At 42.3% G+C, this 16,371-nt stretch carries 18 protein-coding genes; 6 read left to right on the forward strand and 12 right to left on the reverse strand.

Annotated features, from left to right (window positions below):
* Positions 1-14: 14 nt before the first annotated feature.
* A complete protein-coding gene (locus KYS23_RS13050) occupies positions 15-1,037 on the reverse strand; it encodes an ABC transporter substrate-binding protein (protein ID WP_159533916.1) in 1,023 nt (340 codons plus the stop codon).
* Between the two features lie 407 nt (positions 1,038-1,444).
* On the opposite strand from KYS23_RS13050, the gene KYS23_RS13055 reads away from it, so the two are divergent.
* Positions 1,445-1,960, forward strand: a complete 516-nt coding sequence (locus tag KYS23_RS13055) for a cupin domain-containing protein (RefSeq protein ID WP_201299285.1) — start codon at positions 1,445-1,447, stop codon at positions 1,958-1,960.
* 111 nt (positions 1,961-2,071) lie between these two features.
* Here KYS23_RS13055 and KYS23_RS13060 read toward each other — a convergent pair whose 3' ends face one another.
* The 4 genes from KYS23_RS13060 to KYS23_RS13075 form a co-directional block, all read right to left on the reverse strand.
* Complete coding sequence (locus tag KYS23_RS13060; protein WP_159533921.1) at positions 2,072-3,064, reverse strand: LLM class flavin-dependent oxidoreductase; 993 nt, start codon at positions 3,062-3,064, stop codon at positions 2,072-2,074.
* A 94-nt stretch (positions 3,065-3,158) separates the two neighbouring features.
* Positions 3,159-4,496 carry a serine hydrolase domain-containing protein gene (locus tag KYS23_RS13065; RefSeq protein WP_126874010.1) on the reverse strand — a complete coding sequence of 446 codons (1,338 nt, stop codon included), beginning with the start codon at positions 4,494-4,496 and terminating at the stop codon, positions 3,159-3,161.
* Between the two features lie 143 nt (positions 4,497-4,639).
* A complete protein-coding gene (locus tag KYS23_RS13070) occupies positions 4,640-5,875 on the reverse strand; it encodes an ABC transporter permease (protein WP_159533925.1) in 1,236 nt (411 codons plus the stop codon).
* Entirely contained in the window at positions 5,875-6,618 is a 744-nt protein-coding gene (locus KYS23_RS13075; protein ID WP_159533927.1) for an ABC transporter ATP-binding protein, read from the reverse strand. The genes KYS23_RS13070 and KYS23_RS13075 overlap by 1 nt, the downstream gene beginning before the upstream one ends.
* A 203-nt stretch (positions 6,619-6,821) precedes the next feature.
* Between KYS23_RS13075 and KYS23_RS13080 the strand changes: the two genes are divergently transcribed.
* The 3 genes from KYS23_RS13080 to KYS23_RS13090 are packed head-to-tail and all read left to right on the forward strand — an operon-like array spanning position 6,822 to position 8,640.
* Positions 6,822-7,409 carry a DUF3299 domain-containing protein gene (locus KYS23_RS13080; RefSeq protein ID WP_218396876.1) on the forward strand — a complete coding sequence of 196 codons (588 nt, stop codon included), beginning with the start codon at positions 6,822-6,824 and terminating at the stop codon, positions 7,407-7,409.
* A gap of 3 nt (positions 7,410-7,412) precedes the next feature.
* On the forward strand, positions 7,413-7,868 hold the full coding sequence (locus KYS23_RS13085; protein WP_218396878.1) for a hypothetical protein: 456 nt from the start codon (positions 7,413-7,415) through the stop codon (positions 7,866-7,868).
* A 16-nt stretch (positions 7,869-7,884) separates the two neighbouring features.
* On the forward strand, positions 7,885-8,640 hold the full coding sequence (locus KYS23_RS13090; protein ID WP_218418993.1) for a DUF3299 domain-containing protein: 756 nt from the start codon (positions 7,885-7,887) through the stop codon (positions 8,638-8,640).
* Positions 8,641-8,879: 239 nt separating this feature from the next.
* Here the strand turns inward: KYS23_RS13090 and KYS23_RS13095 are convergent, their stop codons facing one another.
* The 4 genes from KYS23_RS13095 to KYS23_RS13110 form a co-directional block, all read right to left on the reverse strand.
* Entirely contained in the window at positions 8,880-9,299 is a 420-nt protein-coding gene (locus tag KYS23_RS13095) for a MerC domain-containing protein (protein WP_218396881.1), read from the reverse strand.
* A 40-nt stretch (positions 9,300-9,339) separates the two neighbouring features.
* Positions 9,340-9,942, reverse strand: a complete 603-nt coding sequence (locus tag KYS23_RS13100) for a ZrgA family zinc uptake protein (RefSeq protein WP_218418995.1) — start codon at positions 9,940-9,942, stop codon at positions 9,340-9,342.
* 99 nt (positions 9,943-10,041) lie between these two features.
* Positions 10,042-10,464 carry an RNA polymerase-binding protein DksA gene (gene dksA, locus KYS23_RS13105; protein WP_218396886.1) on the reverse strand — a complete coding sequence of 141 codons (423 nt, stop codon included), beginning with the start codon at positions 10,462-10,464 and terminating at the stop codon, positions 10,042-10,044.
* Positions 10,461-10,679, reverse strand: a complete 219-nt coding sequence (locus tag KYS23_RS13110) for a hypothetical protein (RefSeq protein WP_159533941.1) — start codon at positions 10,677-10,679, stop codon at positions 10,461-10,463. The genes dksA and KYS23_RS13110 overlap by 4 nt, the downstream gene beginning before the upstream one ends.
* A gap of 386 nt (positions 10,680-11,065) precedes the next feature.
* On the opposite strand from KYS23_RS13110, the gene KYS23_RS13115 reads away from it, so the two are divergent.
* Both KYS23_RS13115 and KYS23_RS13120 read left to right on the forward strand, forming a co-directional pair.
* Positions 11,066-12,571, forward strand: a complete 1,506-nt coding sequence (locus tag KYS23_RS13115; protein WP_246604388.1) for a S10 family peptidase — start codon at positions 11,066-11,068, stop codon at positions 12,569-12,571.
* A gap of 183 nt (positions 12,572-12,754) precedes the next feature.
* Positions 12,755-13,435, forward strand: a complete 681-nt coding sequence (locus KYS23_RS13120; RefSeq protein ID WP_218418998.1) for a spermidine synthase — start codon at positions 12,755-12,757, stop codon at positions 13,433-13,435.
* Positions 13,436-13,469: 34 nt separating this feature from the next.
* On the opposite strand, the gene KYS23_RS13125 is transcribed toward KYS23_RS13120, so the two are convergent.
* From KYS23_RS13125 to KYS23_RS13135, 3 genes are all read right to left on the reverse strand, one after another.
* Positions 13,470-14,129, reverse strand: a complete 660-nt coding sequence (locus tag KYS23_RS13125) for a hypothetical protein (RefSeq protein WP_218419000.1) — start codon at positions 14,127-14,129, stop codon at positions 13,470-13,472.
* Positions 14,130-14,319: 190 nt separating this feature from the next.
* The gene (locus KYS23_RS13130) at positions 14,320-15,204 is read right to left on the reverse strand and encodes a DNA adenine methylase (RefSeq protein WP_218419002.1); all 885 of its coding nucleotides are present in this window, start codon (positions 15,202-15,204) and stop codon (positions 14,320-14,322) included.
* Between the two features lie 44 nt (positions 15,205-15,248).
* The coding region (locus KYS23_RS13135) for an AAA family ATPase (protein ID WP_218419003.1) at positions 15,249-16,371 on the reverse strand (1,123 nt) is incomplete at its 5' end.

The following is a 16,371-nucleotide window of genomic DNA, read 5'->3' on the forward strand; positions in this document are numbered from 1 at the left end:
TCTGGTACTACTCTTTATTGATAAACGTGCTCTTTCGATAACTTTAAATACGTCGAGGGAATAGGAATGTGCATCTTTATGGCGGTAGATACATTCACCCCTATTGTGTATTTATCCATTCTAGTGACAGCCATGGTATTCGCCCTCTCGCCACTTAAGATCCTCTTGGCGCGTAATGCACCTGATTTACCGATACTCTTTTCATCTGCTACAACGCCAAGTAACGCACCTTGCTGTACAGACTCTATACTTTCGGCAAAAATCGGTAATAGTTTAGTTTCTTTGTAAATAACATTAATGAGATCGTCGGCTTGAAGCAAGGGGCCAGTGGAAAGCCAATAAGCATCGAGGCCAGATGTTTCTACTTTTTCTTTAAGCACTTCCACTATACCAGCACGCATAGCACCTAACCCTAAAGTGCCTTCAACATAGGCGGTGCTCACCGTCACAAACTTCACGTTATCATACTGACTCTCGAGTGCTAACAGGCTTTCTACCGAACTTTTTGAAGATGGGTATTCTGAGTGCACCAGCCCAATAGTGATGGGTTCCTCCAGTGCAGAGGCTTTTAGTAAGCCATCAAGCATATCCAACTTCACCTTGGCATCTAATACGTGAGATTCACCGGTTATGTTTGACGTGCTATGTTCGCCAAACGCAGTGACTATGCCCTCTTTTACAGGGTCTGCCACTGTCATAAATAAAGTAGGAATCTCAGCCGCAGCGGAAAAGTTGTAAACCGCCCTAGTGGCAAGCGTAGCAATTGGTACTAACAGGTCCGGCGCTGCTTGCTCGGTGATTGTTTCCACAATAGACCTCGCCTTTTCTTCTAGACCCTCTGCATTATATATTTCTACGTCTATTTCATGATCGGGCATAACCAGCGTAAGTTCATCGATAAAGGCATCTTTTGTATTTATCACTACCGGTAAAGGACCCGTTTCTATTATGACCACACGTAGTGGTTTAGCGTTAACCTGAGCGTGAAATACAAAACAAAGGAGTATACTCACAATGAGTAGTGACGTTTTTTTCATCTTTATTTAGCCCAACTATTAAGCTTGTGAGTAGGTGATTAGTTTGAAATATCATAGTGTTAATCGACTTCGCTGCATAGCTGAAGTTCGTATAATATAGGCTTAAAACACCCATCAGTGTGATTGTAGGTAGTTTGCGCTAGATTAAGCGTTAAAAAGTGCCCTAGCGTACTAACCATCTATGATTTGGAGCCCATTATAATTTAAGGGCCATATAAAATGCCTAACCCGTTACGGCTAAACCTATCAAGGATAATAACCATATTATGAGGCGAATAAAATCTCTTATCCCTAGTACTCCCCCAAATATATGTTCTAGCAAAAAAATGACAACGCTAGGTATAGGTTTAAGCCTATGCCTGGCAAGCTTTTCGCCTATCGCTAACAACGAAATGAGGAACCAGAAAATGACGAACAATAATATGAAGACGTTAACGAAAGAACAAGTCATTGAACAACTCAACCTCTCTCATCACTTCGAAGGTGGGTATTTTCGCCAAAGCTTTAAAGCGGATCACAGAGACAAAGTAACAACGGCGCGTGGTGAACGCACCACCATGACCGCTATTTATTATATGCTTACGAACGACAATAGTATTGACCATTTTCATACTAAGTATTCCGATGGCATTGAGTTTTACCATATGGGCTCGCCCATTACTTACCATATGATTTACCCAGATGGCCATTACGAAAAAGTGGTAGTAGGGCCTGATATTGCCAACGGCCAGCAGTTGCAGCTTGCTGTTCCCGGTGGCACTTATAAAGCGGCCGAATTAACTGATGGCGACTATGGTTTGGTGAGCGAAGCGGTATCCCCTGGGTGGGAGCCTGAAGATATGATTGAAGTTTTTCAGCATGAATTGTTAGAAAAATTCCCTCAGCATAAAGCGCTTATTGAGCGCCTTGCGAATAAGAAATAATGCCCGTTGCTACACGTAAAAAGCCTGCTCTTAGCAGGCTTTTCTAATTCCATTCAAAGTGTCATATCCACATTTAGAGATAGGAGCATTTCTGCTAGACGTTGGTTTCGACTACATTTTCACTTCGGCCAAAAGCGCAACGCTTTTTAGTCGTGCCTCTAGATTATGAATGGGCATTGAAACAATTAACTCATCCACTTCTGTGGCTTCTACAAACTTAGCTAACTGCGTGGTTACCGTCGCTTTTGAGCCTACTAACGCATAACGCAATACATGAGACAGCATAGCGTAATCGGCTTCGCTGCAAATATTAGATAAATCATCTACAGGTTTAGCGAAAGGCTTATTCAGCCCGCGCCGCATATTCATAAACTGCTGTTGAACCGACGTGAACAAGTACTGAGCTTCTTCATCGGTATCGGCTACAACCGCCATTAACCCCGCCATCACGTGAGGCGTTTCTTGCTGCGCTGATGGTTTAAACATAGAACGATAAACATGCAAGGCATCGAACAGCTGGTCTGGTGCAAAGTGCGACGCAAAAGAATAAGGCAACCCAACCGATGCAGCCAATTGCGCACTGTATAAACTTGAACCCAACAACCATAACGGAATATGTGTGTTGGCACCCGGCACCGCGATAATTTTCTGCCCAGGCTCTGGGGCTCCCAAATAATGTTGAAGCTCTTTTATGTCATCAGGGTAGGTGTCTACATGCGCGTTGCTGCTAAGGTTGCGACGCAATGCTTTTGCGGTAGCCATGTCGGTACCTGGGGCTCGGCCAAGCCCTAAATCTATGCGACCTGGGTACAAGGTTTCCAACGTACCGAATTGCTCGGCGATAACCAATGGTGCGTGATTTGGTAGCATTACACCACCTGCACCTACACGAATGTGGTTAGTAGCGCCGGCAATGTTGCCTAACATAACGGCGGTAGCAGAACTCGCCACACCATGCATACCGTGATGTTCTGCCAACCACACACGTTGATATCCACTACGCTCAGCTTGCTTAGCTAACTCTCGCGAGTTACTTAATGCATCGCTTATGCTTTGCCCGTCTGAAATAGGGGCAAGATCGAGTAGTGAAAGGGGTAATGACATGGCTAACCTCGTAAACGTTTTTTGCAGTGTATCGCAAACTCAATATACGCCGAAAGGCTTTGCCACGGTTCACACGAGATACGCGATATTAGGTTTACTCTCGAGTAAACCTAAACTTCCCGCCGCCTTGTTGTAACTCGAAGCGAGTATAGTCAACTAGACCGCCGGCATTTTCAAACACAATAACAATACCTGCTGGCGTGAAACGAAATTCCGAGGCTGAATACGGAGTAAGACCAAGTACCGGTTGACCTGTAGCTTTCGCCGTTAGCACACTATCATCGACTTTTAACGTGATATTCAGAGGAATGTCTGGGGAGATAAACACACCTTCGTAGTTAACAAGGTATTCTTGCGCAAGCTCCACTGGCATCTGGGTCAAGTCAGGTATTTCATAATCAAGGCCATAATAAATACTCAATACGGCTATATTGATATCGTTCAGCGCATAATTTAACCCATTGGAAACCAGGCTTAAAACAACGTTATCGTCAGCAAAATAAGCCACGACTGAATTAAAACCGTCAATTCGCCCGTTGTGTCCAAAAGCCCTTTTGTCGTGAAAGGGGAATTGCAACAAGCCACGCCCTATACCTTGATTTACCTGTTTCATTTGGTTCAGCGAATCCTCAGAAACTAGCTCACCGGAAAAAAGGGCAGAGAGAAACAAGGCGACCTCGGTGGGCGTAGAGACAATTGCACCTGCGCCATGGGGGATACTCATATCGGAGAGGCTTGCAGGAGCCCAACCCGATGAGATAGGTTTATATGAGTTAGCTTGATTGCGCTTTACATCAATAGCCGCACCATAAATCGTTCTCGTTAGGTTTAATGGCATGCTAATACGCTGTTTTAGTTGATGGGCGTAAGTCGCTTTCGTAATATCTTCTATGATGAAGCCCAGCAGTAAATATCCGCTGTTCGAATAGCGCGTTTGGCTGCCTGGCTTAAAGTCACTTTCTAGCGCTTCGATAATTCCTATCATTTCACCCTTTGACTTGGGTGACGTCATATATTGACTAAATTCAGGTTTGTTAGTGAAATTATGAATCCCACTTCGGTGGCTAAGTAACATAGAGATTGTGATCTTATCGGCATTTTTAATATTGGGATAGAAGCCTGCCAATGTAGTATCTAAAGAAAGTTTCCCCTCCTCGATGAGCTGAAAAATCATTACAGATGTAAACACTTTAGTAATCGACCCTATGCGATACTGAGTGTGTTTATTGGCTTTCTTCTTCGTGGCTAAATCGGCATAACCTATTGAATTTTCGTAAACAGGCTTGCCATCTTCTACCACTGCCAAACTAAACATTGCCTTTTCATTTTCATCAAGCGCAGCTAGATACTTATCTAATTTAGCGGTATCAAAGCTTTGCGCAGACACATTAAAAATGCAGATAAAGAGAAGTAAACTAAAGCACTTTTTCATTTTTTGCTCCTTGCAGGCTCATGCTATGAGCGAATATAAATCATTCCATTTAACTAAGCGCGTAAGCGTGCTTTGTGAAGACTACGCTCGCCGCTGTAAACTAAGTTGCTGACCAGTCACCCATCAGTATACAGTACCACCCGCTACTTCGAAGAAAGTGAACTATGCAGTGCGTTTTTATACGCTTCAAAGGCTGGGATTGCCGAAGTGACAATAGCCGCCAAGGTAATCACACTTACCACTTTCAGCGTTTCCAGGGTAAGCAAATTCGCACTTAAAAATAGACCATACTGAGACGCAAGCCAATCACTCGATAAGGTTAACGCTGCGCTAAGCAACCCAATCGCCGCCACAATCGCTAACAATACTAAGATTAACGCTTCTACTAATACCAAGGTAAAGATAACGCCTGGGCCTGCACCTAATACTCGCAATACGGCAATTTCGTTTTTACGCTGCTGCATAGAGGCTAACAACATAGTCGATAAACCAAACAATGAAGATATAAGCACTAAAATGCTAATCACTCGCAGTAGGTTTTCTACCGTACCCATCATTTGCCAAAGCTCGGTTAGCGCCACGCCAGGCAGTATGGCCATAAGCCTATCTGTTTTGTAGTTGTTGATATCGCGCTGAAGTTTAAACGTTGCAAACTTTGAGGTTAACCCAAGCATTACCGCTGTTACGCTGTCTGGCGTGGTATTTACCGAGGTTGCATCGTTGAGCAATTGGCTTTGCTTTGACGCCGATAAATGAATAGCTTCAATCGCGTTTAAGCTTACATGCACAGTTTTATCTACCGGCGTGCCAGTGGCTGAAAGTATGCCGGTGATAGTGAAAGGGGTATTGTCATGATTGGTAAAACTGGTGTTACCAATACCATGAGAAATCACCACACTGTCTCCCACTTTATAACCCAGCTCTTTGGCCACATCAGCGCCTATCACCGCTTCAAATAAGCTCGCGAAGGCATTACCGTTTTGAAAACTGAGCGCTTGCTTGTTACCAAACTTGAAATGCTGAAAATAGTTGTCGTTCGTCCCCATTACCCGAAAGCCGCGATGAGAATCTCCTAAAGAGATAGGAATTGCCCACTCTACTAATTTACTTTCTTGCAGTGCTTCATAGCTTGCATAGTTGATGTTACTGGTGGGGCTTCCCATCCTGAACACTGAATACAATAAAAGATTGAGCTGACCGCTTGGGGCGCCAACGATAAGGTCGACATCTGAAATCGTACGGTTAAAGCTCTCTTTTGCCTGCTGGCGAATGTGCTCAACGCTTAGCAATACACTGATACTAATCAGCAACGAAAGAAACGTTAATATCACTGATTTTTTGCGACTACCTAAGCTACTCCACGCTAACGACACTAACATTACATGCTCTCCGCTGGCTGTTTTAGAGAGGACATTTCTACACTGGTTTCAAAAAACTTTTTCAAATACATATCGTGACTTACAAATATCAGTGTCGTGTTGTGCTGCTTACACATATCGATAAGAATGGTCATAAAGGCGTCTCGTGCGGCAGCATCCAAGGCAGACGTGGGTTCATCTACAAGCAATATTTCTGGTTTATTGATTAACGCACGGGCAATGGCTACCCGCTGCTGTTGGCCTACACTTAGCGTATTAGCGGGTTGCTGAAGAATAGTAGCAGGCAATTTAAGCCCTATCAGCAACGCTTCGGCCGCATCGGCCACATTGGTTTTGCCAGCTTTTGCGAAATATGTGGCCAGCTCAATATTTTTAAGCACGCTTAGGTAGGGAATCAAATTGAATTGCTGAAATACCACGCCAATATGCTGCGCGCGAAACTTATCGCGCTGCCTGGCTGACAAGGCGGAAAATGGCTTGCCGAGTAACGATAACTCGCCGCTTTGTGGCGTTAGCACCCCTGCTAACAAATTAAGCAAGGTGGTTTTGCCAGAGCCTGAATGACCATGTAGGAAAACACGATCACCGTAATTCACCTTCCACGTAGGTATATGCAGCCCACTGCTGTTTGAATCTGCATAATGATATTTAACGTCATTAAGCGCAAAAGCATTGCCTTGGTTAGGCGCTGTGTTTTTGGAGTGTGCTTCATTTTTCAATGGTTGCTCTGGTGCTGCTGACAATGTGAATCATCTCCTTTATGCGTTACGCGATGCTTGCGTAAAAGTGGATGTCGCTGACTCTAATTCTATTAGGCCGCCATGCAAGCCAAACTAAGCCTACTTTGCTGTAGGAGTACGCTCAGCCAGACTTCAAATATACAACTTAACCATGTTATGTTATAACGTTTTACACTAATTGTTATAATAATTCTTGGCTAAATAAAATGATGAACCTCTTCTTACGCGCCCGCATTGGTATTTTTGTCGCGATAGCAGGCATGCTTTTTTATCCTACAACATATGCTGAAGATATCGAAGCATCTGACTACCAAGAGGTGGAATGGACACAGTTAATGCCTGAAGAAGATTTAGCTGCGCTGCTAAATCCACCAGATTATTTAGCCGGTATTGAAGACGGCTCTCAAGAAGATTCTGTGGAAGCCTTTGGTAATCAAGAGTTTGATAACGAAGCTACCAACCGCTTTCAGCAAGCGCTGACATCAACGCAAGTCGTTAAAACCTTTGAGAATAAGCCTATCCGTATTCCTGGCTTTATTGTTCCTCTTGAAAGCAGCGAATCGCAAATGGTCACAGAATTTTTTATCGTACCTTACTTCGGTGCATGCATTCATATGCCTCCACCGCCCCCGAATCAGATTATATATGTGAGTATTGAGCAAGGTGTTGAACTAGAAAGTTTGTACGATCCTTTCTGGTTCGAAGGCACCTTGGCTATCGACACCACTGAAAATGCGATGGGCACCGCGGCGTACCGTTTAGATCACGTCAATGTGAAACCATACGAGGGATAATTGATGACACGATTTAATAAACTATTATCTGCCCTGCTAGCCTCTTTGACAGTGGTTTCTGCCGCACATGCTTGCGGCCTGCATGGCGGTGGTAATTTGGGCTTTGGCTTTAATCGGTTACACCCCCTTGCTCAGCAACATTATCAGGTGTCGGCTTTCCAAACCCTGTCGGTTAAACACGCTAAACAGGTAGACGTTGTTGTTGATGAAGCCGCCACAGCGAAAATATCTTACGTGATACCGCTACGCTATCGTGATGTAAACGTTAGTTTTATAGGTAGCGATGGCGTAGAAATAGTGGGAAATAGCGCTGTGTTACTGGAACAAGACGCTGGCGTTTATAACTTAACGTTTACGGTAAAGCGCCCAGGCCAATCGCACATTTCCATCCAAATAAATGGGTTAAGTGACGGGAAGCCTTTTTCACTGAGTCAGAAAATTGAACTACGCTCAGCATAAAAAAGTGGATAAGGGAGTGAGTAAAGTCGCTGCTAAAGAAAACGAGCCGGCTGCAGTTATCGCTAAGCGCAAACCATTGAAGATAGTACTACTTCTTTTCGTTTTCTTAGTGGCTGGTAGTGTATTCACTAGGCTAGTTCAACTATATTGGCCCAGTATAAAACATCAGTTATACACTAGCGAAGCACTTTATCAGACCAGCAACCCTCAGTTACAGGCCTTATTCAGCCAAGAAGTTGAACAAAAAGGTGTAATGCGCTTAGGTTGGCAAGACTTACTGCCAGAACAAGAAGCAGCCACCTTACGTCAATATCAATCAGGGAACGACACAAGTGACTTATCGCCTACCCAAATCGGCACCGTCCAGTCTATAACGAATCAACTGCTGTTATCTATTCAAGCCAGTAGCGATGAAAATTACATTTCAGCCCTTCACTCAACCAATATAGTACACACCATTTTAGGCAAAGCGATTTCTATTTCCGGCTTTATTGTACCGATAGAAGTGAATGAAGATCGCACATTACAGAGCTTTTTCGTGGTGCCTTACTACGGCGCTTGTATTCACCTTCCCCCTCCACCACCCAATCAAATTGTTTTTGTACAACTGCCCGATGGATTTGCCCATCACAATTTGGCCGATGCATTTACGTTAACGGGTATTTTAGAACAGGGTATGTTTGAAGACCCCCTTGGTACCTCAGCGTACATCTTAAATGTATTCGACATTGAGGCTTACCATGGTCAGCCTGATGACTTTCGTGCTCACTAGGTTTATCAAGAATAATAGACGCTATTTTTCACAAACGCTGACAGGTATGCGTTAGCTATTATCCTAGGCATTTAAAGGGAATTTAGTGAGCATTTAGTACAGAGGGCATTTGGTTTTCATCTAGCTGGCATGCAACTAATTGTTGCTCCCACACCTAAAAAACCACTGATAATATTGGTTGGAATAGCACTTAATTTTTCAAGCTTACTTGTTGTAATACACACCCTTCCTGTACGCCGTTATTTATGTGTGATGATGTGCGGGTAATCGGTTTCATTATCTGTTTGACGGCGTAGTCTTAGGTTTCGAATATGACTAAATGCAATAAAGCTAGACCCTATAATCGTTAACGCCACTTCGCCGTATTCACCCAACACGTCGTGTCCTAACACTACGGCTAAAATAAGCAATGATAGCCCTACACCACCCACCAAAAGCATGGTGTGATTTCGGTGATAAAAGTACCCCATCATGAGAGCAATAACACTGATTGGCACAACGAAGAAAAGCAACGTTTTATGAAACAACTCGTCATCTAAAGCTAATACACCCGCTAGCGGTGGGAGAAGAAGTAATAAAACAGGCAATAATAAGCAGTGCACCACGCATAGCATAGACAGTGCTATGGCAGTTTTATCGCTTATTTTTTGAAAATTCATTCAGTATGGTTCCTTATTTTTAACCTACCAGATTCTTAGCTTACCAACGTAACGTTGGCTGACGGGCAGATAACTCAGAAAGACCTTGTCCACGTTCAGTGATCCACTGAGCTTGAATAGCACTTAGCGATGGCATTGATTCAAATAGGGTAACGGTAATGCCATACACCGCATCATCACAGTGAAATTGATATTCAACTTCAATATTTTGATGCTTTTCTTCTTCGTGCCCTTCATGTTCGTCATGTTCTTTGTGCAAAGCATGCTCGCTCTCGTGCGCCTCGTCGTGATCACCCGAGTGCGCTTCGTGAGCATCTTCATGGTCGCTCTTATGATGGTCATCATGCGCTTCTAATGTGTGCTCAACACCCACTAACTCGCATTTACCCTCCACATCTATCACGTTGGTATTTAAGGTGAACCTTTCGGCAAGCAAATTTTGACTACTTAGTTGCTCGGTCGTTTCAGGCTCGTGCTCAAAACCAAGGGCATCTGCGGCAGGTAATACAAGCTGAAGGTGAAGCATGCTGCCCTCTTGAGAAACTAAAAGCTCGCCTTGCCCGTGCACATGCTGCTGTGCATTTACTGCAAACCCTACACTAGAAAAAAAGAGTAAAGAGACCGCTAAATAGGGCTTTTTCATGAATATACCTTTTTATAAATTTTGATCTACATAACGTGTGAACACTAACGCTTAGCGCTTTTAAAATAAACAAAGGCCATCCATAAATGGCCTTTTAAGTTACTTTCGCTCTCGTTGAAAATGGCGCTCTTTTCCTTCATTAACTTGTTTAACGTCTGCACAATATTCTGAAATTGGTCTAATCAAAAGCCGAGGTATGCCAATAGGTTCACCCGTCTCTTTGCAATAACCAAAGTCACCATCTGAAATACGCTTCAGTGATTTGTCTATTTTACGTATGAGCTTTCTTTCTCTATCCATAATGCGCAAACCGATGCGCGAATCCTCCTCGTATTGCGCTCGATCTACATCATCATTTATCTCAGGAGGATCACTTAATTGAACCTTCATTTCCTCTATATGCAACATTGTTTTCCTCTTTAAATCGGTAAGTAGCGTTTTGAAGAAATCAAGCTGGGCCTCGTTCATATATTCTTCTGTAGGGGCATCTAAAAGCTGTTGCTTATCGACTATCTGATTCATGACAATGTTTCCTTCGCTTGCATCAACCAACGCATCGTATTGTCGTAATGATTTTTACCGTAGCAATTCAAAAAATGTCGTGTGTACTCATTCTTCACATCGCTCATTGCTGCGATGCGCTCATCGACAAAAGATACCGTCAGTGGAATACCACACTCTTCTATAATGCAATGTTCCCATTGCCCGTAATTTGATGGAATGATTGGCGTTTTCATTCGATTACCTTATTAACAGTAAACTAAGAATATGATTTCAAAGGGTCCATTTAATAGAGCCTTACTATTTATCAATCCGCACTGATTATGTTATAACATCACATCGGTAGAATGTGCAAATTAGCTTCTCGCTCAGTTTAGTGCTGAGTTTCTTAGCGCGAGTATTTGGGATTTCGCGCCTTTCCTAGCTACACTCGCTTATGCCATCACTTTCTATTCAGCTGGAAGGCTCATAGGTATAAGTCGGAAATATTAGCTATTTTGTCGTGCAAATATCACTATACCTCTGCGGCAAGGTATAGTGAGGTACGTGGCATTTATTAAATGAATAACAACGAAAAGAAAACGCGATGAACTCAATAAATTCAATAATCAAAAGCAAAGCTATGTGGTTTGTTTTAGTGGCATTGTTCGCTATTACCGCTAATGCAGCAGAAGAAACACATAAACGCACCATCGATATCGATAGTAGTGTAGTAACCGAGCATGAAACCAAAATATTAGGTAAGCGCGTGAAATACAGCGCTACAACAGGTACGCAACCGGTGTGGAATAGCAAGGATGACGCGGTCGCCACCTTGTTTTACACCTACTATCAGCGCACTGATATAAAAGACAATGAGTCTCGCCCGCTTGTTATCTCTTTTAATGGTGGCCCCGGTTCAGCATCAGTATGGATGCACGTGGCCTATACAGGCCCTCGAATTTTAAATATTGATGATGAAGGCTACCCCTTACAGCCGTACGGCGTGCAAACCAACCCATATTCAATATTAGATGTAGCAGACATCGTATTTGTTAACCCCGTTAATACTGGGTACAGCCGCGTACTTAAGAATGAAGAAGGTGAAATGCCTTCAAAGGACGCACAGAAGAGCATGTTTTTTGGCGTCAACGCTGATATCAGTTACCTGGCAGATTGGGTAAATACCTTTGTCACTCGCCATAATCGCTGGCGTTCGCCTAAATACCTCATTGGTGAAAGCTATGGTACTACTCGAGTTTCGGGTTTAGCCCTTGAATTACAAAACCGCCAGTGGATGTATTTAAATGGCGTAATATTAGTATCACCTACCGATATTGGTATTGAACGCAATGGCCCAGTAAAAGCCGCGAATCGCCTACCTTATTTTGCCGCTACTGCTTGGTATCACAAAAAGTTAGACCGTGAACTCCAAAATAAAGATTTAACTGAACTGCTTCCCGAAGTGGAAGATTTCACCATCAACACGCTTATTCCAGCGCTAGCAAAAGGTGGCTTTATTGGTGCTGAGGAAAAACGAGTTGTACTAAAAAAAATGGCGCGCTATTCGGGGTTATCAGAAGACGCGATTTCACAAAACAACCTTGATGTCAGCACCGCCTATTTTTGGAAATCGCTACTGCGTGATGAAGGTAAAACACTCGGCCGATTAGATAGCCGCTATTTAGGTATAGATGCCAAGCAAAGCGGCGATAGACCAGATTACTGGGCAGAGCTTACTTCATGGCTGCATTCGTTTACTCCCGCCATTAATTACTACTTGCGAGAAGAGTTAAATTACAAAACTGACACCAAATATAATATGTTTGGCGATGTTCACCCGTGGGACAGAAGTGGCAATAAATCTGGCGAAAACCTGCGTCTTGCCATGGCACAAAACCCATACTTGAATGTGATGATTCAAGCAGGTTACTACGACGGCGCCACCAACTATTTTGATGCCAAATATACTATGTGGCAGCTTGATCAAAGCGGCATTTTGCAAGACCGTTTAAGCTTTAAAGGCTATAGAAGCGGGCATATGATGTACTTGCGACGAGACGATTTAAAACAGTCTAATCAAGACTTACGTGAGTTTATCAATAACAGCACACCTAAAAAGGGTGAACCCGCGATGTATCGCCGATAAAAGGCGATAAAAAGAATATGGGGTCAGTGTACTTTTAAGGTTAATTAACACTGACCCTATTTACTCAATTTTCACTTTGCGCCTTTAAAGGCGCTAACTCCATCAATGCTCGGCAAATGTGCTATTCTGCGCGCCTAGATTCAGTTCAAGCAACAAATTGCGGTCAAAAGGAAAAGCCTTCACATGGTTCCATGGGTTAAATTAGGTACAGCTCAAATTCCAAATAACGGTGGTGAATTAACGTTTTCTCAGCGAGATGAAGAATTCAGTATTCGCCTATCCGGTATTCGTGGCGAGTTGATGAATAGCCGTGTATACAACTCAGAAAAAGAGCTGTCTCAAATGGGCTGCGAGCATCTTAAATCCACACCTAACGCACACGTTTTAGTCGGCGGTTTAGGAATGGGGTACACCCTTGCAGCGGCGCTAAAAGCAGTGACACCTAGTTCACAAGTCACTGTGGCCGAATTAATTCCTGAGGTGGTTGAATGGAACAAAGGCCCACTGGGTAACTGCGCTAAAAACCCACTTCAAGACCCTAGAACGAATGTTAAAGTAGGTGATGTAAAACACCTTTTAAATACTAAAACACCCACCTACGACGCCATATTACTTGATGTAGACAATGGCCCTGAAGGGTTAACCCATTCTGACAATAATTGGATTTATTCAATCGACGGCTTAGAAGATATTTATGAAGTGCTAAAACCCAATGGCATGCTAGCCATATGGTCTGCTGGGCCTGATTACTTGTTTTCTGTTCGCCTAAAAAACGTAGGCTATGAAGTGTCCACTCGCATTGCCAGAGCCCGCAAGGGTAAAGGAAGTAAGCACACCATATTCTTGGCTAGAAAAGCCGGTTAGCTCACTCATTTAATTAGCCCTTTAACTCGCCCTTTTAACTAAATCTGGCCCCATTATTTTTGATTTTACTCATTTGAATGAGTAAGCCGCCACGTGTCATTACACTGGCCCCATTAAGAAGAATAAGTGGCCAAGCGACGGCAATAGGCATCGTAAACGCGAACGCGAGTGTAGTGACATCTTTAATTAGAATACTGCGAAATAAGGTTGGCGACAGCGCACCGATAACGCGACTGCGTCTTAACACCATTATTTGGTGTAGTGTGCCCTGCATAAGTAGCACTGTTACTACCAACATTAGGCTGTTAGCCCCAAGTTTGGCCAGATTGGGGTAAGGACGAAAGCCTATAGAACAGAGCCCAATCACCACAGCAACGGCACACAAACTGACGATAAAACCAGTTGAGATTGACCGCCTGTCTCGCCAAATCTGATAAAGGATTGCCAATATCAGAAGGAGCGCACCAAAGCGAGTCCAGACGAGATAATGACTAAGCGGCTCTATCGCAATACCGAAAATAAAATTGGCATAAAACGCAAAAAAGCTTGAGGCAAACTGGTTTACCGACAAGCTTTGAGTAGCAGGCAAATGACTTTTACGAAGCGTCTCTATATTAGCGATTTGCTTTGCCAACCCGTACCACGTCAGCAAAAAAGCGGCTGCGCTCACGGTACCTAAAATATGGTACAACAAAAGAGACTCCTCAGCCGCTTATAGAGAACTACTCGACTTATGAGACTTGTTTTAACGTAAACATATATTCGAGCCTTTGAGGCATAAAAGCTGCTGGCAACAAGACAGAAATTTATATCAAAAAACGTAAACAAATGGCCTCTTTGACTTAAAAATACACACGAGTTGTTTATATTTTTATCGCTAGAACCTAGGCTTGTAGACGCTTAACTTTCTTTAACTCACTTAGTGATATGTTTGGGTTCAGAGGGCTTTTGTTAATCATTGGCGAATAAATTATCACCTCACACCCTCTCCTTTTAACTTGAGCTGTGTAGGTTAAATCAAAAGACGATGGCTTTAAGTCTCCGTATATTTCATTAATCTCAGGAGCATTATCGTAAGTGACAATCCAAGGGCGGTTTAAAGTTCGGATTACATCACTCAGTTCACAGTGATCGAGGTGTTCAAAAAAGTTTTGATATAACCCTTTTCCTTTCACATAATAAGGAGGATCAATGTTAATTAAACATTTTTCTTCAATTTTTTGAATATCACGAATCAAAAATTCTCTTGCGTCTTTTCTTGTCAACGTAACTCTATCACTGAGTTTTGCAATATTTTCAATTTGTTCTATTAACTTGTCCTTGTTATATCGACAATCTAATTTATACCTTCCCTCTTGGTTTTTACCCCCCATGACTCCGCCCTTGATAATACCGGAGCGATTAGTACGATTTAAGAAGAAAGTAGAAAAGCCTAAGTCCAATATAGAAGAATCCTGACACTCTTGAACTTGCTTTTGTTTAAACCATTCATCAATGGTTACGGGTGTGTTAATGATACGTTGTTTCAATTCTTGAGTATTGTACAAAACACAATACCAGAAAGAGTAAATAGAGGGGTTAATATCATTTATGCATACATGTTTAACTTTTTCATTGAGCAACAAATACCAGGCAATACCAGCACCGCCAGCAAATGGCTCAATGTAAGTACCACCTACTAATTCATTTATCTCAAGAGTCTCAAGAACATAGGCGACCAGCTTTGTCTTACCACCTGGGTAGCGTAAAGGTGAGTTATAAATAGACACTGTTTTCCTTAGTTGAGTTAAAGATGATCGCATCCTCTATTTTATCATTGACTGCTAACATTGCCCAGATTCCAAAGATGAGGATTGATACCATTTTCAGTCGCAGTTGCTTTAAAAGCTATATTAAGAGCCCTAACAAATTTTCTATAGATGTGGGTTTCCCGTTTATTGATTAACCAGTGTCTGAATATAAGGATAAAAAAGTCCAAGTATTGATTAAAAAGTTTTTTTGCTTTTTCCCGATCATAAGAATCGAGCAATGTATTAGCTTTGCTAATTAATTCTTCATGCTGAAGCCAAGTAAGGCTAAACCCTTCCATTTCAACCTGATGCTGTTCCCAAAAATCTCCAGTTAACATTGGATCATAGTTCATATCAACTAGGTGTTTGAAAACGATTTGCTCAGGAGCCCCCTCTTCCGGTAAAGATAAAATTCTGCCATCCTTGTTATTGGCAGTGTCGGTTTTATCACCATCTAGTATGCATATTGATTTGAGAGTTGTTTTATTGAGAAATCTATCTTTAAAAAGGTCTCGTAAGCTATCAGACCCAAGGTTGATATCAACAAGGTGGAAGTAATGCTGTATTTTCGCAAAATTAGTACAATGCCCAGCTAAATTACTAAATATTTCCATTAGCAGAATTCTAGCTTCAGCATCTTCAGTAAAGATAGCTATTTTTTTATCTGAAAGTGCTTCTTTTCGTAACTCACTTTTTAAAAACATATTTATGCGGTAGATATCAGGATCTTCCAATAGCCTTACCTTGTTACCAGTGCTATTTGTTAAATACAGAACATTATGTTTTTTCTTCAATAATTTTTCTAAAAGGTAAAGACTATGGGTTGTGAAGAAAACTTGGATTTTATATTTCAAAGAATACTCTTCGATAATCGAAACAAGTTTATATTGCAGAGACGGGTGTAGAGTTGCATCTATTTCGTCTATTAAAAGTGTACTAGCATGTTCTGTCGTTTCAAATAGCCACTTCAAACAAGTAAGAGCTGTTAAAATTATGAATACGTTGTCTTCACCTGCTGAAATTGTATTTGAATCAATGCCCTCATATGTCGTAGTGAAGTTACTCCTTACTTTTATATCATTCGATTTTTCAGTACCCAAATTGTCAATGCTTATACCTATTAGCTTACTATACAGTTCAACCAAT

Origin of the sequence: Alteromonas lipotrueae, assembly GCF_019249255.1 — a bacterium.
GTDB classification, from domain to species: Bacteria; Pseudomonadota; Gammaproteobacteria; order Enterobacterales; family Alteromonadaceae; genus Alteromonas; species Alteromonas lipotrueae.